The sequence below is a fragment of the Rhizobium sp. GW821-FHT14E12 genome, from assembly GCF_058803745.1.
Genome location: NZ_JBXAPH010000001.1, coordinates 905,458 through 927,066, shown reverse-complemented (window position 1 = coordinate 927,066; position 21,609 = coordinate 905,458). Strand labels below are relative to the sequence as shown.

The following is a 21,609-nucleotide window of genomic DNA, read 5'->3' as shown; positions in this document are numbered from 1 at the left end:
GCAAGCGCCGTGCGATTTCTTGAGAAGCTCGCACAAAATCAAATTGTTATTTTGAAACGCTAAACTCGGTCATCAGGCCAAAATGGTTCGAGCCCATCGCATCCGGTATCTGCCGGACGGATGTCAGCTGTAACGGCGCACGGGCGAAGACATGGTCGATGGCGATACCGTAAGCACTGGCCATGACCGGCCAAGTGGCGGGCTCCGGAAAGGTGTGTTTGAGCCCGGTATCCTTGAGGAAGTCCCGCATATCGGGGGCAATGACCGACGCGTTGAAATCACCGGCAAGGATCAGCGGCCCCTGAATACCCTTAAGGATCGGGCCGAGGATGCTCAACTCGTCGGCATGAAACTCGTCGAAGTAAGGCTTGCTCAGATGCGCCGAAACAAAGTTCACCGGCTGACCATCCATGTCGATGGTCGCAAGGATGAAACGATTGCGCCAGAGGCTGCCGAGGCTGCGCATGTCCTGCGCCTGAAATGGACGCTTTGACAGTAAAAGTGAATCGCATTCGGTGGCCATGACGCCGCAGCCGATGCGATAGGGGTAGGTATCGCTGATGCGCTGCAACTCGACTTTGATTGGCTCGGCCTCGAAAATTTCCACGACATCGGCGTTGGAGTTCAGGATGAAATCGGCGATGCGGGCACCGTTTTCGAAGTTGCTGTTCTCGATGTTGAAGGACAGCAGTTTGAAGCTCTTGCCGGCATCGGTCGCGGTCGGTGGGGCGGCGGCATATTCCCCCAGCATCAGGACCGAATGGAACGCGAGCCCGACGCCGAAGACGACGAGGATAACTGCATACCAGTGCCGTCGGAAAAGAAGCGCGAGCAGGGCAAGTGCGATGCCGAAAAGGCTGAAATGCGTCTGCAGGCTCTCGAAAAAAGCGAGCAGCCAGATGTCGATGACATAGCGCGCCGACAGCGTGACCAGCAACAAGGTCGCGAGCACGCATAAAACGCAGTAAATCGTCTGCCTCATAAACATATCCTTGGCATTGCTAAAACGCATCTCAAAAGCGGGCGGCAGGGCGTGAAATGGTGCGTGATGTCGTCATGAAATCCATAACGCTTCAAGGCACGGAAAGACTATCGTCTTAGAGATCAATGACCGGCGTGTCATTGAATTTGTTGCGATGCAGCATTGAAATCATTGTTTATTTTGCTCTGCAATGAGAAAATTTATTATGCGAATCTTACGGTTTTTCATGCTTTTACGCCGATTTGACTGCCGGCGGAGATTTTAAGCTCGCTGCTCGCAGCCAAATAGCGCGCTTTTCCCGCGACATTGTGCCTCCACCCCTTGCCAAGACTGGACATAATTTGCGATCAAGCTTAGAACGCGGCGGGATACGGAGGAATCTATGGCGGAATTATGGTCGCGTTGATTCGCCGTTAGTGAGGGGGTACCGCAGCGCCTAGCTGCGGTTTTGCGGAAGAGGATGGTCCGGCTTTGAGCGAGCATACTACGAGTGAAACCACGGGCGAGCCAACTCGCCGAGATTTCCTTTACCTGACGACGGGCATGGCCGGCGCGGTCGGAGCCGTCGCCGTCGCATGGCCGTTTATCGACCAGATGCGGCCGGATGCGTCGACCCTTGCCCTTGCTTCCATCGAAGTTGACGTGTCCAGCCTTGAGCCGGGCATGTCGCTGACGGTGAAATGGCGTGGCAAACCGGTTTTCATCCGCAACCGCACCCAAAAAGAAATCGACGACGGTAAGGGCGCGCAGATTGCCGATCTGAAGGACCCGGTCGCCCGCAACGCCAACCTACCGGCGGATGCGCAAGCGACCGACGTCGCGCGTTCGGCCGGTGACGGGAAAGAGAACTGGCTGGTCATGATCGGCGTCTGCACCCATCTCGGTTGCATACCGCTCGGTCAGGCAGGGGAATATGGCGGGTGGTTCTGTCCCTGTCACGGTTCGGTCTATGATACTGCCGGTCGCATCCGCCATGGGCCGGCGCCGCAGAACCTCGCCATTCCGCTATATGCGTTCACCGCAGAAAAAAAGATCAAGGTCGGTTGAGGGGGAACTGAATCATGAGTGGTCATTCGTCTTACGAGCCATCGACAGGGCTCGAAAAATGGGTCGACGCGCGGTTGCCGCTACCGCGCATGGTCTATGACAGTTTCATTGCCTATCCGGTCCCGCGCAATCTGAACTATGCCTATACGTTCGGCGCCATGCTGGCCGTGATGCTCATTCTGCAAATCCTGACCGGCGTCGTTCTTGCCATGCATTATGCGGCGGATACGACCGTTGCCTTTAACTCCGTCGAAAAGATCGTTCGCGACGTCAACCATGGTTGGCTGCTGCGTTACATGCACGCCAATGGCGCGTCCTTCTTCTTCGTCGCGGTCTATCTCCACATCGCTCGTGGCCTCTATTACGGCTCCTACAAGGCGCCGCGAGAGATTCTCTGGATCCTCGGCGTAATCATCTATCTCCTGATGATGGCGACGGCCTTCATGGGCTATGTTCTGCCCTGGGGTCAGATGTCCTTCTGGGGCGCGACCGTCATCACCGGCTTCTTCTCGGCCTTTCCCTGGGTCGGCGACTGGATCCAGACCTTCCTGCTCGGCGGCTTCGCCGTCGATGATCCGACCCTCAATCGCTTCTTCTCGCTGCACTATCTGCTGCCGTTCATGATCGCGGGTGTCGTTATCCTGCACATCTGGGCGCTGCATGTGACCGGCCAGACGAACCCGACCGGCGTCGAAGTCAAGCTGAAGACCGATACCGTGCCCTTCACGCCCTATGCGACGCTGAAGGATGCGCTCGGCGTTTCCATCTTCCTGCTGGTCTTCGCCTATTTCGTCTTCTACCTGCCGAACTTCCTCGGCCATGCCGACAACTACATTCCGGCCAATCCGCTGAAGACGCCGGCTCACATCGTTCCGGAATGGTACTTCCTGCCGTTCTACGCGATGCTGCGCTCGATCACCTTCAACATTGGCCCGATCGACTCCAAGCTTGGCGGCGTCCTGACGATGTTCGGCGCGATCATCGTGCTGTTCTTCCTGCCCTGGCTGGATACGTCGAAGATCCGCTCGGCGGTCTATCGTCCCTGGTACAAGCTGTTCTTCTGGCTGTTCGTCGCCGATGCCGTTCTGCTTGGCTGGCTCGGTTCGCAGCCGGCGGAAGGCAATTTCGTCGTGATCTCGCAGTTCGCGACGTTGTTCTACTTCCTGTTCTTCCTCGTCGCCATGCCGGTTCTCGGTCTGGTCGAAACACCGAGGCGCATTCCAAATTCGATTACGGAGGCGGTCCTTGAGAAGCAGAGCGGCAAGACAGCCGTTCCGGCTCAAGCGTAACCGGGGAAGAGAACAATGAAAAAGCTTGTTGCCGGCCTTCTGTCGCTCGCACTCATCGGTGGCTTCGCCACGGTTGCCGCCGTCGCCGCGGAGACCAAGCCCGCCGCTGAGGAAGCGACACCGCACTACCCGCTTAAGGAGCCGAGGACCCAGCACTGGACCTTCTCCGGCCCCTTCGGCTACTACGACAAGGCGCAGCTCCAGCGTGGCCTCAAGGTCTACACGGAAGTCTGTTCCGCCTGCCATTCGATGAAGCTGGTGGCCTTCCGCACGCTGGGCGAGCTCGGCTATTCGGAAGCGCAGGTCAAGACCTTCGCGGCGAACTACGAAGTGCAGGACGGCCCGAACCCTCAGGGCGAGATGTTCACGCGCAAGGCGCTTCCGTCCGACCATTTCCCGTCGCCGTTCCCGAACGACGAAGCGGCGGCCGCCTCGAACAACGGCGCCGTGCCGCCGGACATGTCACTGCTTGCCAAGGCGCGTGAAATCGAGCGCGGCTTCCCGCAGTTCATCTTCGACATCTTCACGCAGTATCAGGAAGGCGGCCCGGATTACATTTACTCGCTGCTGACCGGCTACGAAGAACCGCCGGCTGGCTTCCAGGTCGCGCAGAACTCGCACTATAATCCGTATTTCGATGCGGCCGCGACCTTCGCCATGCCGAAGCCGCTCTCCGACGGCCAGGTGACCTATGACGACGGCTCGCCGCAGACGGTCGATCAGTATTCGCACGATGTCTCCGCCTTCCTGATGTGGGCCGCGGAGCCGCATCTGGAGGAGCGCAAGCACCTCGGCTTCATGGTCATCATATTCCTGCTGATCTTTTCGACGCTGATCTATCTCACCAAGCGGTCGGTCTATGCCAAGGCTGGCGCTCACTAGGCAGTTCGGCCCTGCAATCAACAAGAGGCGGCCCTTTGTGGTCGCCTTTTTTGTTGGTATCGCGCACACGTCTTGCTAGGGTGCGGCCGGCCCTATCTTAGCCTGAGAGTATATATTTCCATGAAGACTATCGCTTCGGAGCTTGCCGCCAGCATTCGCTCCATTCCGGACTATCCCAAGCCCGGCATCATCTTTCGCGACATCACCACGATGCTTGGGGATGCCAAGGCGTTTCGCCGTGCCGTCGATGCGTTGGTGCAGCCCTATGCCGGCACCAAGATCGACAAGGTCGCCGGCATGGAGGCGCGCGGCTTCATTCTGGGCGGCGCGGTGGCGCATCAGCTGTCGGCTGGTTTCGTGCCGATCCGCAAGAAGGGTAAGCTGCCGCACGATATCGTGCGTATCGCCTATAGCCTCGAATATGGCGTCGACGAGATGGAGATGCACCGCGATGCGGTGAACCCCGGCGAAAAGGTGATCCTGGTCGACGACCTGATCGCAACGGGCGGTACCGCCGTTGGCGCCACGCAGCTACTGCGCCAGATCGGCGCCGAAGTCGTCGCCGCCTGTTTCGTCATCGACCTGCCGGATCTCGGCGGCCGCAAGAAGCTGGAGGCACTCGATGTGCCGGTCCACACGCTGGTGGAATTCAGCGGACATTGATTCCAAGCACCTTCTCTCCGATGGAGAGAAGGTCTCACTCAAACTCTAGCACAGTACTCTCGAAGCGTATCACCGGCACGCCATGCTGGTTCGTTCCGTCACAGAGGATGGTGTTGAGCGTCCAGCCTGGGCGTGACGGCAGGGGGCGGCTGGAGAGCAGGGTGACGCCGTAGGTGACGGTGTCGCCGGCGAAGACCGGGCGCAGCCATTGCAGCTTCTGGAAACCGGCCGAGGGGCCGAGATTGGGTGGTTTTCCGCCCTCGGCGATCAGGCGGGCGCTTTCGCCTTTCCAATAGGCGACGAAGGTTTTCATCCAGGCCGCGCAGGTGTGCCAACCGGAAGCGCAGAGGCCGCCGAACAGCGTATCCTTGGCGGCTTCCGCGTCCATATGGAAAATCTGAGGGTCGAAACGCGAAGCGAAGCGAATGATGTCTTCGACCGTAAACGTATGGCTGCCGATCTCGGCCCGTTCGCCGGTGGGATAGAGCTCCATCATCTTCATGGTGAGACCTCCACGGGCGAACGTATGCGGATCATGGTGGCGTTCTCGCCGAGGCAGACGAGTTCGTCGTGCTGGTTCTTTATCTCATGCCGGAACTTGATGATACCGATGCCGGGGCGGGAGCGCATGGCGCGGGCTTCGAGCACGATGGAGCGGCCGGAAATCGTGTCGCCGGCGAGAACCGGCTTCTTCCAGTCCATGAAATCAATGCCGGGTGCACCCTCGGATTCTGTGTTGAGCAGGTAGCTGTCGCACATCATGCGCATGAACATCGCCGAGGTGTGCCAGCCGGAGGCGGCAAGCCCGCCTAGAATGCTGGCGCGGCCGGCGGCTTCATCGAGATGCATCGGCTGCGGATCGAACTCGCTTGCGAATTCAATGATTTCCTCGGCCGTCACATGCTTCGGCCCAAGCGGAAATACCTGTCCCGGCTGAAAATCCTCATATGTCAGTTTCGCCATATCCGTCACGGGCCTCCTCATTCCTCCCGAGCGCAATCGCATGTCGGGCGGGAGTGGCGCAAGTATTTTCGTGACGGGGAAGGAGGTGCGGTTCTTGGTTGCGCCTTGGCGATCGCGCTGATTGAGGGCACCGCGCCAAGGTCCGGTCACTGCCGGTATCCGTGCAGGGAAGATTGCCGGCGCTCAGGTGAGGGCCGGCAATCCTGTTATTTCCTAGGCATTGAAGAGGAAGTTGAGGACGTCGCCGTCTTGGACAACATATTCCTTGCCTTCGGAGCGCATCTTGCCGTTTTCCTTGGCGCCGACTTCGCCCTTGAAAGCGACATAGTCGCTATAGGCGATGGTCTGGGCGCGGATGAAGCCGCGTTCGAAATCGGAGTGAATGACGCCGGCGGCCTGCGGGGCCTTGGTGCCCTGTTCGATCGTCCAGGCGCGCGTTTCCTTCGGGCCGACGGTGAAATAAGTGATGAGATGCAGCAGCTTGTAACCGGCGCGGATCAACTGGTCGAGGCCGGCTTCGGTAAGGCCGAGCTCGGAGAGGAATTCCATGGCTTCGTCCGCGGGCAGCTGCGCCACTTCCGCTTCGATGGCGGCGGAAATGATCACCACTTCGGAATTCTGCTCCTTCGCCATGGCGGCGACGGCGACCGTATGCTCGTTGCCGGCAACGGCGTCGGCTTCGGCGACGTTGCAGACGTAGAGCACGGGATGCGAGGTCAGAAGGTTCAGGCTCTTGAGGATACGAAGTTCCTCCTCATCGAGCTTCGACAGCAGGTTGCGCACCGGCTTGCCTTCGTTCAACAGCTTGAGCGAGGCTTCCATCAGCGGCAGCATCGCCATGGATTCTTTGTCCTTGCCGGTGGCGCGCTTGCGCGTCTGCTCGGTGCGACGCTCCAGGCTCTCGAGATCGGAGAGCATGAGCTCGGTCTCGATGGTCTCGGCGTCGGCAACCGGATTGATGCGGCCTTCGACATGGGTGATATCGCTGTCTTCGAAGCAGCGCAGCACATGCACGATGGCATCGACTTCGCGGATATTGGCGAGGAACTGGTTGCCCAGGCCTTCGCCCTTCGACGCGCCGCGCACCAGGCCGGCAATATCGACGAAGGAGATGCGTGTCGGGATCAGTTCTTTCGACTTGGCGATCTGGGCAAGCTGCTCCATACGCGAATCGGGAACCGCCACTTCACCCGTGTTCGGCTCGATGGTGCAGAACGGATAATTCGCCGCCTGCGCGGCCGCCGTCTTGGTCAGCGCGTTGAACAGAGTGGACTTGCCGACATTCGGCAGCCCGACGATACCGCATTTGAAACCCATGGCACCTTGTCCATATCTTGAAAATCTTTGCAGTGCGTATGGGGGAAGGGCCGTTGCGGGTCAAGTCTTGTGCAAGGAACGAGCCGATTTTCCGGCGAAAAGGGTCGCTTTGGGCTATATAGAGAGGCCCGCCCGAAATCAGCCGGGCGGGCCGTCATGTCAAAGGCGGAACACTTTTACTTCGTTGCCGCGCTCCAGCTCCTTATTGGCTAGGAAGAGCGCGACTTTCGCATTCTGGTTCTCCCTCTCCGCCAGCAGCCGCAACATAGCCTGTAGCCGGCGCACGGCGAGCGCCTTGTTGCGGTGCTGGGAGCGTTCATCACGGCAGGTCACTGTGATGCCGGTGGGGATATGAATTGCCCTGACCGCGCTGTCGGTGGTGTTCTGGTGCTGCCCGCCCGGACCTCCGGCGCGCAGCGTTTCGAAGCGAATATCATTCATATGAATGGTAGCCGTTTCGTTCAACGTATCGGCGAGTTCCACCCGCCTGCCGCCGACAAACCAGTTTTGGCGCTTGTGTCCCGGCCTGATCCTGCTCTTGAAGATGAAACGGATCGAACCGCAATAATCTTCCGCCAGGTTTTCGGCACTCGCACCGCGCAGCGTGACGATTGCTGAAACCGGGCCATGCTGGTCCGGTGCCTGCGATGCCGTCACCTCGATTTCGCAGCCTCTGTCCTGTGCCTCTTTTTCAAGAATGGATAGCAGGGATTTCACCGCGACACGGCATTCTGTCGGACCGTTGCCGGAGGTGGTGAGAAGATGGATGTCAGCCATTTTCACGCCTCCTTACCGCTTTGCGGTCACGCATGCGCTCTTGCTTTGGCTCTTCGTGATCGACACTGATCTTCTTGTAGGTAATCAGCGGCTTCATCGATGCGAGCGGCCGAACGAGACCGTGGGCCACCAGATCCTCCAATACCTGCCCTGCATTCTTGTAGGCGCCGGCTGCCTCCTCGATTGCAAGTTTGCGATCCTCGCAGATGGCGATGCCGCCCCAGGGATTGCGCAGCAGTGCCTCCCGCTCCGAACGCGTGGTGCCGATGCGGCCGTGCATGTTGCGGCGATCGTATTTCCGGCCGGCTCCGTGCGAGATCGCCCAATGCGATTTAACTGCTGCGTCAAGCGGTTCAATAACATAGCTCAGGCTTGCTCTGGAGCCGGCAATGGGCGCGATGCCGCCGCTTTGGATGGCGGCGGCACCCTTATGGTGGACATAGCCATCCGCTTGCGTACGCACGAGATTATGCGGGACGTCCGCAATCAAGCGTACGCCTGTGCGAAATGCCATGGCAGCTCGCTGCGCAATCATGTGTCGATTGAGTGCTGCCCACTCGACACAAAGATCGTGGAGAGCCAGCCACGTTGCACCAGCCTTCGAAGCCGGGTCCAGGCCGCCTGTCATAGCGCCGTTTTCATCGATGGTTCGGTTGAACACATTGGCGCCGAGATTACGCGAGCCGGTATGGATGAGCAGATAGAGCTTCTGCTTGTCCAAGAGTTCAGCCGCGTCGGACTGAAACAGCTCCTCGACCGCCTGGATTTCACAAAAGTGATTGCCACCGCCGATCGTGCCAAGCGCTTCGGTATTCGCTCCGAGGTCAAACAACGGTGCGAATTTTGCGACATCGGGTGCGTCGAACGCAATGTTTTCAAGCTCGCGCAGCGCGTTGGCTGCCTTGTCGATCCTGAACTTGCGCTGTGGCAGGTCGAGTTCGAAGAGCGCCATGCCGCAGCCGATATCGTTGCCGATCAGTTGCGGATAGAGCCGTGACGCCAGCGCAGCCATACCGACCGGGCCGTATTTCCCCGGATGCAGGTCGGGGAAACCGGCGATGGACAGCATGCCGGGAAGCTTGGCCAGTTCCGCAAGCTGTTCCAGCGCCGATCCTTCGATCCAGGATTTCGATGTAAAATAATGTGCAACCGCGGCAGGCTGACCGCAGCGCACGACAATGGGACCAGAGGTCCCTATGGAATTGCCCATGATATGATCCCAGGACAGGGTAAATCGTTCGGCGTTAATGCCGATCAAAGAAGCCCGCGACAGCGCAACAACGCTGGCTTAAGCTTTTGCCCCTAAGGGGCGCGATGAAACGACGCTGGTCATTTGCTGCTCCCGGTCCTGAAGAATTGATGGCGGCTGTATAAGCGAAATAAAAACGATTGCAAGTGTTGTGTTGATGGTTGGGATTGCCTCCTGCTCACGGTCGATTGATCCGAACGGCTATCGTGGAACCCTCGTCTTGCTTGAATGGTCGGTTGCGGTGCGGTATAAAGCTGTTATCAGCGAAAAGCCCTTTTCCCCTGTCATCAACGGTGACTCCGATGAGTGACAATGATGTTGTCCTAAAACCGAAGACCAAAACGAAGCCCAAGGTCGAGCGGCCGAAGCTTTATAAGATCATTCTCGTCAATGACGATTACACGCCGCGCGAGTTCGTCATCATGGTGCTGCAAGCTGTCTTCCGCATGAGCGAGGAGGCCGGCTATCGTGTCATGATGACTGCGCACAAGCTTGGCAGCTGCGTGGTGATGGTCTGCGCGCGAGACATTGCCGAGACCAAGGCGCAGGAAGCCATCGATCTGGCGAAAAGCGCCGACTTCCCGTTGATGTTCACCACCGAGCCGGAAGAGTAGAGTTTCGGAGAAGGGCGGCCGTCAGCCCGCAATAGGGCGGCGGATCTGGAAGCCGGTTTTGTCCTGCGAGAAGCCGCAATTGGCATAGAAGCGCAACGTTGCGGGTGTCTTCGAACCGGTGAGCAGCATCACCTTGTAGCAATTCTTTTCCCAGGCCGTTGCGATCGCCGTATGGATCAACGTCCGGGCGTGGCCGCGCTGGCGATGGTCGGCATGGGTGACGACATTCTCGATCAGCGCATAGGGCGCAGCGCCGCGTGTCAGGTTGGGGATGATGACCAGCGTGACGGAGGAGACGGCGAGGGTGCCGGCAAACGTTACGAAGATCGTCATGCCCGGATGCGCGAGGATGTCGGCAAACCGGCTCTCGGCCAGCGCCGGTTCCAGCTCCGGATCGCCGTGATTGAGGTGCCGGTAGAGTGCGAGAAGGGTGGGGAGATCGCCGGCGGCGGCCGGGCGGATCACCACCGTGTCGCTGCCGTTGACAGCTTCCGCCATCTCAACCGTCCTTCTTGCCGAACATTCTCTTCAGCATCTCGGCCATCGGGCCGCTCTCGGGCATACGCGGTTGATTATGGTTGCGGGCCTGATGGATATGCGATTTGGCGGCAGTCTTCTTTTCCGGCTTCGGCGCCTCTTCTTCCGCCTTGCCGCCCAGTGCCAGCGCGATTTTGTTCATCAGCTGCGAATCCTCGCCGCGCACCAGCATGTCGGCATTGTCGGCAATCGCGTCGAACAGCGGCTCCAGCCAGTCGCGATCGACCTTGGCGAAATCGCCGAGTACATGGTTCTGCACCATCTCCTTGACGCCGGGATGGCCGATGCCGAGGCGTAGCCGCCGGTATTCCCGGCCGCAATGGGCATCGATCGACTTGATGCCGTTGTGTCCGCCATGGCCGCCGCCGGTTTTCAGCCGCGCCTTGGCGGCGGGCAGGTCGAGTTCGTCATAGATGACGACGAGGTCGGACGGCTCGAGCTTGTAGAAGCGCATGGCCTCGCCGACGGATTCGCCGGAGAGGTTCATGAAGGTCTGCGGCTTGATCAGCAGGACTTTCTGGCCACCGAGCTCGCCTTCGGCAATTTCCGCCCTGAATTTCTTCGACCAGGGCGAAAAGCTATGACGGCGATGGATCGCGTCCACGGCCATGAAGCCGATATTGTGACGGTTGCCCTGATATTTGGCGCCGGGATTGCCGAGGCCCACGATGAGAAGCATGCGCTTCGCCCTTTGGAAAATGCCGATGCCCTTCACGACAGGGAATTGACGGCAAAGTCAAGGCGGGACCGCTCGTCAGTCGCCGAGGTGGAGGCCGTATTTCAGGAATATCCGCTTCTGCGTGCCGTCGGCAATCAAGGCGTCGAGCGCTGTCTGCATCCTCTTCAGCAAATCGTCCGGAAAGTCCTTCTGGCAGGCGATGCCCATGGGCTGCGCGGAGAGAACGGTTACCTTCTCGACGGCGTTGCCTTCTTTCCTCAATTTGTCGAAATAACTTTCGGAGATCGGCATCAGGTCGATGCGGTCGCTCATCAGCTTTTTCAGCGTGGCCCTGAAGTCGCTGCCGACATCGATCCGCGGGAAATTGGTCTGCCGCAGGATGGTCTCGGTATAGTCTTCCCGCCATGTGCCGACGATATACTTCCGTGCCTCATCGAGCGTGGCAGCGGTGACGCTGGATCCAGTGTGCTTGATCAGGATGTTACGGTCGACCAGCACTGGCTGGACCCATTTGAACAGCTTGTCGCGTTCTTCATTATGGGCGGTGGCGAAGACGCAGGTCATCGGCACCGTCTGCGCCTGGGAATAGGCCCGCGCCCACGGCATGACCTCGATGGAATAGTCGACGCCGATATCGGCCATCACCTTGCGCACCTGCTCGACAGTCGCGCCGACGGCCGTCTTCCCGTCGCGGTAATTGAAGGGCGGATATTCTTCCGTGGTGAAGGCGACCGTTTCCGCTCGAGCCGCGGAAAGAAGGCTGTAGGAGGAGAGGCTGAGAAGGACGAGGAGCAGCAGTTTGCGCATGTGGTTTCCCGCCTCTACGATGCTTGCGCCACGGAGGGACGGCTGTCCGCCTGCGATCCCGCCAATGTTTTCATCAGATCGTTCGGATGCTGCGGCCGGTGGAACAGATAGCCCTGGCCGTAATCCAGTCCCATGGTGCGCAGCGTCGTGCACTCCTCTTCGGTCTCGATGCCTTCGGCAATGACGGTGCAGTTCATCTTGTGCGACAGCGTCGTGATGCTTTCGACCAGCATGCGGCTCTTGGCGCTGACATCCGAGGCGGTGTCGTTGATCGCGCGGATGAAGGATTGGTCGATCTTGATGATGTCTACCGGGAAACGGTTGATATAGCTCAGCGACGAATAGCCCGTACCGAAGTCATCGAGCGCGATGCGGCAGCCGTAGCGGCATATCTCGTTGATGACCATGCGGGTTTCCGGGTTGTCGTCCATCAATACCGCTTCGGTGATTTCGACGACGATCCGCTTCGGGGAGATATCATGGCGGGAGAGCAGGGCGGCGATGCGGACCGGCAGTTCCGGCTCGAACTGAAGCGGCGAAAAATTGATAGCGAGATAGGTGTCCTGCATGCCGTCGAGGCGCGAGAGACGCGCAAAATTGGAGACGGCCTTCTCCATGATGCGGTTGCCGATGCGAACGATCGAGCCCGTCTCCTCGGCGACCTCGATGATCCGGGCCGGCGGCAGAATGCCCTTCTGCGGATGATGCAGCCGCATCAGCGCCTCGAAGCCGGCGATGGAGCGATCATCGATATTGACGATCGGCTGCAGGTGAGCCTCGAACCAGTCTTCGCTGAGGCCGCTCTCGATGTGGTTCTCGAGTTCAGCGCGGCGGCGGGATGCGTCGAGCATGCCGTTATCGAAGATCTGCGCGCCGTTCTTGCCGTCGTGTTTCTTGGCATACATGGCGATATCGGATTTCAGCAGCAGTTCGGCGGCATTGGCGGCGTGGCGGGGGTAGATGGCGATGCCGATGCTGGCGCTGAGGCGGGCATCGCCACCAAAGGGGGCTTCGAATACATCGGCGATGCGGGTTGCCATGTCGATCGCCCTCGCTTCGGCGTCCTCGGCAAGCAGCAGGATGGCGAATTCATCGCCACCAAGGCGGGCGGCGATATCGCCGGGCTCCAGCCGTGCCTGCAAGCGGGCAACCAGTTCGCGTAGAGCCGCGTCGCCGGCGGCGTGGCCCTTGTTGTCGTTGATCCATTTGAAGCGGTCGAGATCGATGAAGAGGCAGGCAAGCTCGCGCTTGCGCTTGTCCGCCTCGTTGATCTTGGCATCCAGCGCCGTTTCGAAACCCTGGCGGTTCAACAGGCCGGTCAGATGATCGGTGATCGCCTGGCGCAGGTTCCGGTCTTCGGATTGCTTGAGATCGGTGACATCCGTCATGACCGAGAGGGAAAGGCCATCCTGGATTGCCGTCGTCTCGAGGATCAGCACGTCCATGACCCGTTCATCCCGGCAATGGAATTTTACCGTGACGTCGAAGCGGGCGGCGCTGTCGGGATGGCTGCGCTTGCGCTCGACGTATTTCGCGCGCGATTCCGGCAGGACCAGGCTTGAGAACTTGCGTCCGACCACGTTTGTGCGGGCGTAGCCGGTGGCGGCCAGCCAATAATCGCTGACGGCGGCGATGCAATCGTCCTTGTCGAGCGAGAACAGCATGGCCGGTGTCAGGTTATAGGTATCGGTGGCGCGGCGATGGGCGAGCTTCAGCTCGGTCTCCTCGCGCTCCAGCTTGCTCTGCATCTCGTTGAAGCTATGGGCGAGCCGGCCCATTTCGTCGTTCGACTGCCAGTCGACATGATGGCGCGAACCCAGTTGCCGTGTCGCCTCGATCGCATGGGTCAGCCGCATCAGCGGCTGGATGACGAAGATGCGATTGCCGATCAGGGCGGCGCCGAACACGGTCAGGACGGCGAAGATGAAGATCGAGATGAAGACGATCTCCTCGCTCTTCAATCCGTCGAAGAGACCGAGCGTCGGATAGTAGACGGTGATGGAGCCGAGGTTCCTTGCGCCATCCACACCGTTGTAGATGATCGAGCGCGAGACGGCCTCCAATGGACCCTTATAGGCTTTGGGGATGGTCGATTGCGTGACGTCGAGCTGGCCGGAGAGATCGCGGACATTGACCTTGACGATCGCCCCCTCGGCAACCGTCGTCGCGCTGATCTGCGTGACGCTGTCTTCGTCGAGATCCCATAGCGGCTTGGCGAGCGCCTGGGCGTTGGCGACCAGCAGAACGGAGATATGATCCTTGATTTCCTTTTCGGCCCGCCCGGACGAGAGGAAAAGGAACAGCACAAAAAGCGGCGCGACGAAAACCAGCAGCGCACCGCAGACGATCGCGAAAAACCTGTTTTCGACGGAATGGTTCATAGTTCCGCTTGCTCCCCGGTCGCAGACCGGCTGATCTTGGGGCGTGCCGTTCTCTACAACTGTTTGGCGTAAACTTTCATGAATGTGTTAAATGTTGCTGAAACCATGGGGTTAATGGATTTAAACCAAGTATTGAATCCGCAAATTGTAGAAGTTCTGGTTACTTTTATTAGAATCTAGACATGAAAAACCCGCCATCCCCAGAGGGGAGGCGGGTCTGAATGCGTAGCGATGAAGACGCTGATTAGGCGCTGCCTTCTTCTTCCGTAAGGCCGGCAGCCGGAGCGACGATCGTTGCGATCGTGAAGTCGCGGTCGGCGATGACCGGGACTACGCCCTTTGGCAGGGTTACGTGCGAGATGTGGATGCTGTCGCCAGCCTTGAGGCCCGACAGATCAACGGTGAAGAATTCCGGGATCGCGTCGGCCGGGCAATGGACTTCGACTTCGTGGCGAACGATGTTCAGCACGCCGCCAGCCTTGAGGCCCGGGGACTTTTCCTGGTTGACGAAGTGAACCGGGATTTCAACGGTCACCTGGCTGTTGCCGGAGACGCGCAGAAAGTCGATATGGAGCGTGAAATCACGGACCGGATCGAGCTGGTAGTCCTTCGGCAGAACCTTGATCTTCGTGCCGCCGACGTCGATCGTCGCGATGGTGGTGAGGAAACCACCGGCATGAATACGCTTCGTCACTTCATTGGTGTTGAGAGTGATCGAGATGGGGGCCTGCTTGTCACCATAGATGACAGCGGGAATCAAACCATTGCGGCGAAGTTCACGGGCGGACCCCTTACCAACCCGTTCGCGCGCCTCGGCCTTGAGCTCGTAGCTTTCGTGGCTCATAGCTATTCCTTTCGAGGTTATTTGGAGAGTTCATCCGGTCGCCGGCATGCGGGGACCGATTGAACTGGAGGAGGGCAAGCCCTGCCTCATCCGCGTTGCCTCCAAGGGTGTCTACGCGGACGCGTGGCGTATAGTACAAACAGGCCCAAGGTGCAAGTCTCACCGGAGAAAGCGCATCTGTGATGACATTGCAACTCTCGATAAAGGGCCGGTGATGCTATTTCTATCAATGCCTTGACATATACCCCCGGCCTCTTCAACAGTCGATTTCAATCGATCAGGGTCAAAAGGAGAGGTCGGGTATGCGCTCCAGGGCTATTGCCGCCGCCGCGGTTTTTTCCATCGGTCTTGCTGGCGCGTCGCAGGCGGCTGACGTCAATGAGCAGGGCGCCAAGGAATTGCGCAATATCCTGACGCATTCCCTCTCTCGCGATCTTGCCCGCAGCGGCTTCGTCACCGTGACGCCCTCCGGCGATCAATATCAGATCACCTACGACCTCGCGAAATTCTTCGACAAGATCAATTCCAGCGCGTTGTCGGTTACCGGTTTCAAGCCGTTGTTGCTGTTCGCGCAGCCGCTCGCGGAAGGCAAATGGCATCTGAAGGGCGATAATAGCCTCGATGTTTCGGTCCATTCGCCGACCGCGGACGTCAGCTATTCCGTTGCCTCCAATTCGACCGACGGTATTTTCGATCCGGCGCTCGAGGTGATGCGGTCGCTGGAGACGAAGAGCAGCGGCATCAAGTTCTCTAGCATTGGCAGCGGCAGAAACACCGGTCACACGATGGACGCCACCATCGATAGTGCATCCTTCTCCAGTTCGGTGACCGACGGCGCCGAGGCCGGCAAGGTGAACCTGCAATCGCAGGGCACGTTGCAGCGCTTCAATGAAACGGTGACCGGGTCCGGTGCGTCGTCCGTCAACCTCGGCGCCGATAGCATCGATATCAAGGTGGCGGCGACAAGCCTGCCGGCGAAGGAACTGCGCGAACTCGTCCACTTCTTCATTCAGCACGTCAAGGCCAAGCAGCTGTCCGACAGCGGCAGCGAGAAATTCGCGGAACTGGTGCGCCGCGCCTTGCCCGGTTTCGGCTCGCTGGACGAGTCCGTAACGCTGAACAATCTGCTGGTGACGACCGCCAAGGGAAAGGTCGGCGTCAAGGCGGTCGACTACAGCTTCAAGATGGATGGCCTTACCAAGGCCTCGAACGTCAATTTCGGCCTGCGCGCAGAGCACTTCACGCCTGATCCCGGCCTCATTCCGTCTGCCTATGCCGCCTTCCTGCCGGAAACGCTCGATGTGCAGATCGGCATGCCCGATATCAATTTCGAGGGCATTATCGATGCAGCGCTGAAGAATGTGTCGACGCGCGCAACGCCGGTTTCCGGTGAGGCGCTGAAGCGTATCGCGTTCCCGGGCGGCCTTGCGACGCTCGAGTTTCCGAAAATCAGCGCGACCTCCGGCGTCTACGATGTCGAGGTCTCCGGTGCGTTGAAGAGGGCTACCCAGTCCCATGCCGGTTACTCGCTGCAGGCAACGATCCTGGCTCGTGATTTCGACAAGACGGTCACCGCCATCCAGGATGCGGCCAAGACGGACCCGCAACTGAACAAGGTGTCCTTCGGCCTGATGGCTGCCAAGGGCTTCGCCAAGACCGATCCGGACGGCCGTCTGCGCTGGGATGTCAGCATGGATGAAAACCGCACCGTCACGGTGAACGGACAAGTGTTGAAGGGGCCGAAAGGCCAGAAGAGCCCTTAAGAGTTTTTACCCGACGCTCGTTTCGGCGTCTTCGATCTGACCGGGAACTCACTTCAGGGTTCTTTTGTTTCCAACTGTTTTTCTAAGTATTTTGGGGGAATGAAATATGCGTTTCAAAGCAGTAGCCGCGGCGGCGGTTTTCGCCGCGGGCCTGGCTGGCGCGTCGCAGGCGGCTGATGTCAATGAGCAGGGCGCCAAGGATCTGCTTGGCAATCTGACCTATTTCCTGCCCGACGACATGGCCAAGAGCGGCTTCGTCGCGGTGAAGCCGGTAAGCGGCCATTACGAAGTCACCTATGATCTTCAGAAGCTTTTCGACAAGCTGAAGGTCAGCGATATCGTCATCAGCGGGCTCAAGCCGTTGACGGCACTTGCGACGCCGCAGGACAACGGCCTCTGGGCCATCGAAGGCAGCAATGCGATCGACGTGACGGCGCGTTCGAAGCCGGGTAGCGCGACGGACATGGAATTTCGCTATGCCCTGGCTTCCTCCAGCTTCCAGGGGACATTCGATCCCGCGCTCCACTACGTCCGCTCGATGGATCTGAAGGGCAGTGGCATTACCTTCGCCAGCAAGGCCACCGACAAAGACAACGGCGTGCAAAAGAACGATGCCACCGCCGACAGCATTGTCTACTCGCTGTCCTCGACCGACAGCGGCGAGCCGGGCAAGCTTGATCTCAAGATGGATGGCAGCCTGCAATCCCTCAACAACAAGATTTCCTCCGGCGATATGACGTTCGGCGAGATCAAGGTCGGCGCGATCGATTTCAATGCGAGCGCAACCAAGCTGCCGCTGAAGGCGTTGAACGAGATATTGCGCTTCGTCTCCGATCACAAGGAAGCGAAAACCTTGTCCGATAGCGAGAGCGCCGAGATCAAGGCCTTGTTGCAGAAGGCGATGCCGATTGCCGGTTCGTTCGAGGAGAAGGTCTCCATCAAGGATCTTTCCGTCTCGACACTCTTTGGCGATGGCAGCCTGCAGAACATGGGCTACTCCTTCAAGGTGGATGGGCCGAGCAATGCGATGAATGCCGATTTCGGCCTGAGTGCGGAAAAGCTCACACTGGCTTCCGGCCTGGTGCCGCAAGACTATGTCGCCTTCATTCCCGATACTGCCGAAATGCAGGTGCAACTGCCGAATCTGAACTTCTCCGCTCTCGCGGACGTTCTACAGCAGACTGACCTCAACCATCCTGCCGGTCAGGAAGCCGTGGATAACCAGTTGCAGCGGGCCATGTTCCCGGATGGAACGATAACGGTCAATTTTCCGAAGATCAGTGCGGTTTCGGGGCTCTACGACATCGAGGCTTCCGGCAGCATGCGCGGCGCTTTGGGCGACAGCGATCGTGTCACCATGACCATGACGGTGCTTGCCCGTGATCTCGACAAGACGATCGCCGCTGTTCAGGAGGCCGCGAAGACGCAGCCGGATCTGAGCCAGTTCTCCTTCGGCCTGATGATGGCCAAGGGTTTCGCCAAGACCGATCCCGATGGACGTTCGCGTTGGGAAGTCAGCATCGCCGACGACAAGACCGTGACGATCAACGGCCAGGTCATCAAGTAAGCCGCTCGAAGTTCAGAATGCGAAGATGTTTGTCCTAAGGCCGCTGGCCCAGCGCTCTATTTCTCTGCTATGGGCCGGCCAGGTGCTGGCGGCGACCGGATCCGAATTCTACATGGTCGCCGTCGTCTGGATTGCAGCGGATTTCATCGGCAGCAACGCGGGCTACGTGTCCGCGTTGCAGTCGGGCATGCTTCTGTTCGGCAGCCTCTTCGGCGGCATCCTGACGGATCGCTGGCGGCATAGCACGACGATGATTTCGTCCGATGTGCTGCGCGCGCTTTTGTTGCTGGTGCTGTCCGTTGCCGGCTTGATGGATGTCATGAGCCTGCCGTTGCTGATAGTGCTTGCCGGATGCATCGCCCTGCTGACGGCAGCGTTCGATCCGTCGTTGCAGGCGACCTTGCCGACGATTGCCGTCGACCCCGACATCCGGCATGCGACCAACGGCTTGTTCGACGCGACAAGGCGCATGGCCCGTATTTTGGGGCCGAGCTTGATTGCACTGGTCAACGGCTTCCTGCCGAAATCTCAGTTCTTCACCGTGACGGCGGCGACATTGCTGCTGTCTGCCCTGGCGGTCTGGCTGGCCGTCGCCAGATTGCCGCCCGCGCCTCGCCGTCGCGACTTCTCTGGCGCGGCTGCGGTGATCGACGGCGTTCTGGGCGGATGGAGGGCAGCACGGGGTCATGCCGCCATCCTCTATGGCCTATTCACCAACCTGATGGGAAATATCGCCTGGGCCATGGGCATTCTGCTCGGAATGATCCTGCACCTGCGCGACACCAGCACCGATCCCTTGACCGATTACAGCTTGATGATGACGGCCTACGGCGTCGGTAACGTGACGACTAACCTCATCCTCAGCAACATGAAGCCGCAGCGGCCGGTGGTCTGGATCATCGTGGCAAAACTGATTTTCGGCACCGGCGTTTTTCTGCTGCCGCTGATGCATGATCGTTTCTGGTTGATGGCCGTTGCATGCTTTGCCTCGATCAACGGCCCCTTCGAGAATCTCGCTATGCTGCATCTGATGCAGACGAGGAGCGAGCCGCACCGTCTGGCGCAGATCTACCGCTTGATGATGTGCGCAATCTTCCTCGGCCTTTTCCTCGCCTATCTCATGTCGCCGACGCTCTTTGCCTGGTTTGGCATCGGGCCATCGATCATGGGGGCGGGTGCCGCGGTTTTCGTCGCCGGGCTGATCGGAATAGGGCTTCTTGTCTGGCGGCAAAGACATCCGGCCGGTGTTAAGCCGGCATAAGAAAGGGACGGCCGGTTCTTAGTCGAACAGGCTCGAAACCGATTCTTCCTGGCTGGTGCGGTTGATGGCTTCGCCGATGAGGCTGGCGGTGCTGATGACGCGGATATTCGGCGCGGAGAGCACCGCCGTCGTCGGCTGAATGGAATCGGTGATCACCAGTTCCTTCAGTTTCGAATTGGCGATGCGGGTCACGGCGCCACCGGACAGAACGCCGTGTGTGATATAGGCCGTGACGCTGGTCGCGCCATTCTTCAGGAGCGCCTCGGCGGCGTTGCAGAGCGTGCCGCCGGAATCGACGATATCGTCGATCAGGATACAATCCTTGCCGGTGACATCGCCGATGATGTTCATGACTTCGGATTCACCCGGGCGATCACGGCGCTTGTCCACGATCGCCAGCAGACAGTCGAGACGTTTGGCGAGCGCGCGGGCACGCACGACGCCGCCGACGTCGGGCGAAACCACCATGACGTTGCCGATATCGTAATTGGCCACGATATCGCGCGTCAGGATCGGCAGAGCGTAAAGATTATCCGTCGGGATATCGAAGAAGCCCTGGATCTGGCCGGCGTGTAGATCAAGCGTCAATACGCGATCGGCTCCGGCCTCGGTGATGAGGTTCGCCACGAGCTTCGCCGAAATCGGCGTGCGTGGGCCGGCCTTACGGTCCTGACGAGCATAACCGAAATAGGGAATGACAGCCGTGATGCGCCGCGCCGAGGAGCGCCGCATCGCATCGACCATGATCAACAATTCCATGAGATGGTCATTGGCCGGAAACGATGTCGGCTGAACGACAAACACGTCTTCGCCACGTACGTTTTCCTGGATTTCAACGAAGATTTCCTGGTCCGCGAAACGCCGAACACTTGCCTTCCCCAAAGGAAGATTGAGATAATTGCAGATCGCTTCGGCGAGGTGCCTGTTCGAATTGCCTGCGAAAATCTTCATTTTGGCCCGCCTGTTACCAACCTGATAGCCGCGCTTTTAACCGCCTTGCTCCCGAATGCAAGGGGGGAGAGGCATGATAGCTTTCATATTTCTGAAAAGCCTGTGGCTATCCACCGCGAGAGTCACGCCAGGAATTGAATTCCGACATGGTTTTGGTGGCGATTTTCTGCATGACGACGGGCGGAACGGCGCTCCACGGGTCGCCGCGCTTCAACGGTGCGCTTTCCGCTCCCTGAATTCGGTGCAGGCGGGCACCGCTATTGTCGAGGACATCCCAGACATAGGTGACGGAAATCTGTGGTCCATCCTGGAAGGCGGAGAGATAGCCCTTCAGGATATAGCTGGCGCTGGAATCGCTCGAACTCTTGATCGCAAGGCCAAGCGAACGCGCCTCCGCGCCGAGCTGGCGCGAAAGCGGGGTGACGGCCTCGACCGGGGCTCCGATAATCGGCAGGAAGCGAACGCTGTTTCCAGCGGTTACGGCTGCGGGGGCGATGGAGGCTTGTTCTTGCTGTTGCGCGGGCTGCTGCTGGTCGCCCTGCTGATCTTCTGCTGCTTGTTGCTGCGGCTGCTGGTCATCGGCGAGGCGGCGATCGGCTTCGCGCTGTTCGTCGGATTCCGAGATCGGCGCACTGCCCGGCGGAATGGACGCGGTCTGGGAGCCGTCGAGGGGGCGGGAGGCGTAAGGGTTGCCGCCGCCGCTTCTGAGCGCTGCCGCCTGATCGTCCAGCGAGCCTCCGCCCGAGCTTTGCGGTTGGTAACCCTGCTGCTGATAGCCCTGTCGTTGATAGCTGTAGCTGTCTTGCGCAGTCTGATAGCTCCGCTGGCGCTGCGGCGCGGAGGCCATACGTTCGACATCGCGTTGCGTGACGGGGCTGGAGCCGGCGTCGCCGATGGTTCCGGGCGGCGTCAGGGCGTCTGTCGTGTTGCAGGCGGCGAGCGCAAGGCAGAAGCCAACGGAAATCAACGTTGTCCTGACCTGTCCCATGTACACGATCCTTTCCTTCGAGGGGCACCCCGTTCAGGATCGCTATTT

General features: G+C 59.4%; 21 protein-coding genes. 8 read left to right on the top strand and 13 right to left on the bottom strand.

The window, feature by feature from the left end:
* Nucleotides 1-46: 46 nt before the first annotated feature.
* Nucleotides 47-982, bottom strand: a complete 936-nt coding sequence (locus AC1RO0_RS04550; RefSeq protein ID WP_498591727.1) for an endonuclease/exonuclease/phosphatase family protein — start codon at nt 980-982, stop codon at nt 47-49.
* 471 nt (nt 983-1,453) lie between these two features.
* Between AC1RO0_RS04550 and petA the strand changes: the two genes are divergently transcribed.
* From petA to AC1RO0_RS04530, 4 genes are all read left to right on the top strand, one after another.
* On the top strand, nt 1,454-2,029 hold the full coding sequence (gene petA, locus AC1RO0_RS04545; protein ID WP_498591726.1) for a ubiquinol-cytochrome c reductase iron-sulfur subunit: 576 nt from the start codon (nt 1,454-1,456) through the stop codon (nt 2,027-2,029).
* Nucleotides 2,030-2,043: 14 nt separating this feature from the next.
* The gene (locus tag AC1RO0_RS04540; RefSeq protein ID WP_047456331.1) at nt 2,044-3,318 is read left to right on the top strand and encodes a cytochrome b; all 1,275 of its coding nucleotides are present in this window, start codon (nt 2,044-2,046) and stop codon (nt 3,316-3,318) included.
* Nucleotides 3,319-3,333: 15 nt separating this feature from the next.
* Nucleotides 3,334-4,200, top strand: a complete 867-nt coding sequence (locus tag AC1RO0_RS04535) for a cytochrome c1 (protein ID WP_007692555.1) — start codon at nt 3,334-3,336, stop codon at nt 4,198-4,200.
* Between the two features lie 120 nt (nt 4,201-4,320).
* Entirely contained in the window at nt 4,321-4,863 is a 543-nt protein-coding gene (locus AC1RO0_RS04530; RefSeq protein ID WP_007692558.1) for an adenine phosphoribosyltransferase, read from the top strand.
* Between the two features lie 34 nt (nt 4,864-4,897).
* On the opposite strand, the gene AC1RO0_RS04525 is transcribed toward AC1RO0_RS04530, so the two are convergent.
* The 5 genes from AC1RO0_RS04525 to AC1RO0_RS04505 form a co-directional block, all read right to left on the bottom strand.
* Nucleotides 4,898-5,365 carry a MaoC family dehydratase gene (locus AC1RO0_RS04525; protein WP_498591725.1) on the bottom strand — a complete coding sequence of 156 codons (468 nt, stop codon included), beginning with the start codon at nt 5,363-5,365 and terminating at the stop codon, nt 4,898-4,900.
* Complete coding sequence (locus AC1RO0_RS04520; protein ID WP_498591724.1) at nt 5,362-5,826, bottom strand: MaoC family dehydratase; 465 nt, start codon at nt 5,824-5,826, stop codon at nt 5,362-5,364. The genes AC1RO0_RS04525 and AC1RO0_RS04520 overlap by 4 nt, the downstream gene beginning before the upstream one ends.
* A 213-nt stretch (nt 5,827-6,039) precedes the next feature.
* Nucleotides 6,040-7,143 carry a redox-regulated ATPase YchF gene (gene ychF / locus AC1RO0_RS04515; RefSeq protein ID WP_498591723.1) on the bottom strand — a complete coding sequence of 368 codons (1,104 nt, stop codon included), beginning with the start codon at nt 7,141-7,143 and terminating at the stop codon, nt 6,040-6,042.
* 159 nt (nt 7,144-7,302) lie between these two features.
* Nucleotides 7,303-7,920: a peptide chain release factor H gene (gene prfH, locus AC1RO0_RS04510; protein ID WP_498591722.1), complete on the bottom strand. Its 618-nt coding sequence runs from the start codon at nt 7,918-7,920 to the stop codon at nt 7,303-7,305.
* On the bottom strand, nt 7,913-9,130 hold the full coding sequence (locus AC1RO0_RS04505; protein WP_498591721.1) for an RNA ligase RtcB family protein: 1,218 nt from the start codon (nt 9,128-9,130) through the stop codon (nt 7,913-7,915). Before AC1RO0_RS04505 ends, prfH begins: the two co-directional genes overlap by 8 nt.
* Before the next feature lie 341 nt (nt 9,131-9,471).
* Here AC1RO0_RS04505 and clpS point away from each other — a divergent pair, with 341 nt between their 5' ends.
* Complete coding sequence (gene clpS / locus AC1RO0_RS04500) at nt 9,472-9,783, top strand: ATP-dependent Clp protease adapter ClpS (RefSeq protein ID WP_012651940.1); 312 nt, start codon at nt 9,472-9,474, stop codon at nt 9,781-9,783.
* A gap of 21 nt (nt 9,784-9,804) precedes the next feature.
* Here clpS and AC1RO0_RS04495 read toward each other — a convergent pair whose 3' ends face one another.
* The 5 genes from AC1RO0_RS04495 to AC1RO0_RS04475 form a co-directional block, all read right to left on the bottom strand.
* Nucleotides 9,805-10,281, bottom strand: a complete 477-nt coding sequence (locus tag AC1RO0_RS04495) for a GNAT family N-acetyltransferase (protein ID WP_498591720.1) — start codon at nt 10,279-10,281, stop codon at nt 9,805-9,807.
* Between the two features lies 1 nt (nt 10,282).
* The gene (gene pth, locus AC1RO0_RS04490; protein ID WP_498591719.1) at nt 10,283-10,999 is read right to left on the bottom strand and encodes an aminoacyl-tRNA hydrolase; all 717 of its coding nucleotides are present in this window, start codon (nt 10,997-10,999) and stop codon (nt 10,283-10,285) included.
* Nucleotides 11,000-11,074: 75 nt separating this feature from the next.
* A complete protein-coding gene (locus tag AC1RO0_RS04485) occupies nt 11,075-11,806 on the bottom strand; it encodes a substrate-binding periplasmic protein (RefSeq protein WP_498591718.1) in 732 nt (243 codons plus the stop codon).
* 14 nt (nt 11,807-11,820) lie between these two features.
* Nucleotides 11,821-14,187, bottom strand: a complete 2,367-nt coding sequence (locus AC1RO0_RS04480) for a putative bifunctional diguanylate cyclase/phosphodiesterase (protein ID WP_498591717.1) — start codon at nt 14,185-14,187, stop codon at nt 11,821-11,823.
* Between the two features lie 244 nt (nt 14,188-14,431).
* Nucleotides 14,432-15,031 carry a 50S ribosomal protein L25/general stress protein Ctc gene (locus AC1RO0_RS04475; protein ID WP_498591716.1) on the bottom strand — a complete coding sequence of 200 codons (600 nt, stop codon included), beginning with the start codon at nt 15,029-15,031 and terminating at the stop codon, nt 14,432-14,434.
* Between the two features lie 302 nt (nt 15,032-15,333).
* On the opposite strand from AC1RO0_RS04475, the gene AC1RO0_RS04470 reads away from it, so the two are divergent.
* The 3 genes from AC1RO0_RS04470 to AC1RO0_RS04460 all read left to right on the top strand — a co-directional run bounded on the left by AC1RO0_RS04470 (nt 15,334) and on the right by AC1RO0_RS04460 (nt 19,622).
* Nucleotides 15,334-16,794, top strand: coding sequence for a hypothetical protein (locus AC1RO0_RS04470; RefSeq protein ID WP_498591715.1), 1,461 nt, complete (start codon nt 15,334-15,336; stop codon nt 16,792-16,794).
* A gap of 106 nt (nt 16,795-16,900) precedes the next feature.
* On the top strand, nt 16,901-18,361 hold the full coding sequence (locus AC1RO0_RS04465) for a hypothetical protein (protein WP_498591714.1): 1,461 nt from the start codon (nt 16,901-16,903) through the stop codon (nt 18,359-18,361).
* Nucleotides 18,362-18,386: 25 nt separating this feature from the next.
* The gene (locus AC1RO0_RS04460) at nt 18,387-19,622 is read left to right on the top strand and encodes an MFS transporter (RefSeq protein ID WP_498591713.1); all 1,236 of its coding nucleotides are present in this window, start codon (nt 18,387-18,389) and stop codon (nt 19,620-19,622) included.
* 18 nt (nt 19,623-19,640) lie between these two features.
* Here the strand turns inward: AC1RO0_RS04460 and AC1RO0_RS04455 are convergent, their stop codons facing one another.
* Entirely contained in the window at nt 19,641-20,573 is a 933-nt protein-coding gene (locus AC1RO0_RS04455; RefSeq protein ID WP_007701499.1) for a ribose-phosphate pyrophosphokinase, read from the bottom strand.
* 106 nt (nt 20,574-20,679) lie between these two features.
* Nucleotides 20,680-21,561, bottom strand: a complete 882-nt coding sequence (locus AC1RO0_RS04450; RefSeq protein ID WP_498591712.1) for a hypothetical protein — start codon at nt 21,559-21,561, stop codon at nt 20,680-20,682.
* Nucleotides 21,562-21,609 lie beyond the last annotated feature (48 nt).

Excerpts from the sequence above, each read along its gene's own strand:
- AC1RO0_RS04550 (WP_498591727.1), bottom strand. The coding sequence starts at position 982 with ATGAGGCAGACGATTTACTGCGTTTTATGCGTGCTCGCGACCTTGTTG.
- AC1RO0_RS04540 (WP_047456331.1), top strand. The coding sequence starts at position 2,044 with ATGAGTGGTCATTCGTCTTACGAGCCATCGACAGGGCTCGAAAAATGG.
- AC1RO0_RS04535 (WP_007692555.1), top strand. The coding sequence starts at position 3,334 with ATGAAAAAGCTTGTTGCCGGCCTTCTGTCGCTCGCACTCATCGGTGGC.
- AC1RO0_RS04530 (WP_007692558.1), top strand. The coding sequence starts at position 4,321 with ATGAAGACTATCGCTTCGGAGCTTGCCGCCAGCATTCGCTCCATTCCG.
- AC1RO0_RS04525 (WP_498591725.1), bottom strand. The coding sequence starts at position 5,365 with ATGAAGATGATGGAGCTCTATCCCACCGGCGAACGGGCCGAGATCGGC.
- AC1RO0_RS04520 (WP_498591724.1), bottom strand. The coding sequence starts at position 5,826 with ATGGCGAAACTGACATATGAGGATTTTCAGCCGGGACAGGTATTTCCG.
- ychF (WP_498591723.1), bottom strand. The coding sequence starts at position 7,143 with ATGGGTTTCAAATGCGGTATCGTCGGGCTGCCGAATGTCGGCAAGTCC.
- prfH (WP_498591722.1), bottom strand. The coding sequence starts at position 7,920 with ATGGCTGACATCCATCTTCTCACCACCTCCGGCAACGGTCCGACAGAA.
- AC1RO0_RS04505 (WP_498591721.1), bottom strand. The coding sequence starts at position 9,130 with ATGGGCAATTCCATAGGGACCTCTGGTCCCATTGTCGTGCGCTGCGGT.
- clpS (WP_012651940.1), top strand. The coding sequence starts at position 9,472 with ATGAGTGACAATGATGTTGTCCTAAAACCGAAGACCAAAACGAAGCCC.
- AC1RO0_RS04495 (WP_498591720.1), bottom strand. The coding sequence starts at position 10,281 with ATGGCGGAAGCTGTCAACGGCAGCGACACGGTGGTGATCCGCCCGGCC.
- pth (WP_498591719.1), bottom strand. The coding sequence starts at position 10,999 with ATGCTTCTCATCGTGGGCCTCGGCAATCCCGGCGCCAAATATCAGGGC.
- AC1RO0_RS04485 (WP_498591718.1), bottom strand. The coding sequence starts at position 11,806 with ATGCGCAAACTGCTGCTCCTCGTCCTTCTCAGCCTCTCCTCCTACAGC.
- AC1RO0_RS04480 (WP_498591717.1), bottom strand. The coding sequence starts at position 14,187 with ATGAACCATTCCGTCGAAAACAGGTTTTTCGCGATCGTCTGCGGTGCG.
- AC1RO0_RS04475 (WP_498591716.1), bottom strand. The coding sequence starts at position 15,031 with ATGAGCCACGAAAGCTACGAGCTCAAGGCCGAGGCGCGCGAACGGGTT.
- AC1RO0_RS04470 (WP_498591715.1), top strand. The coding sequence starts at position 15,334 with ATGCGCTCCAGGGCTATTGCCGCCGCCGCGGTTTTTTCCATCGGTCTT.
- AC1RO0_RS04465 (WP_498591714.1), top strand. The coding sequence starts at position 16,901 with ATGCGTTTCAAAGCAGTAGCCGCGGCGGCGGTTTTCGCCGCGGGCCTG.
- AC1RO0_RS04460 (WP_498591713.1), top strand. The coding sequence starts at position 18,387 with ATGTTTGTCCTAAGGCCGCTGGCCCAGCGCTCTATTTCTCTGCTATGG.
- AC1RO0_RS04455 (WP_007701499.1), bottom strand. The coding sequence starts at position 20,573 with ATGAAGATTTTCGCAGGCAATTCGAACAGGCACCTCGCCGAAGCGATC.
- AC1RO0_RS04450 (WP_498591712.1), bottom strand. The coding sequence starts at position 21,561 with ATGGGACAGGTCAGGACAACGTTGATTTCCGTTGGCTTCTGCCTTGCG.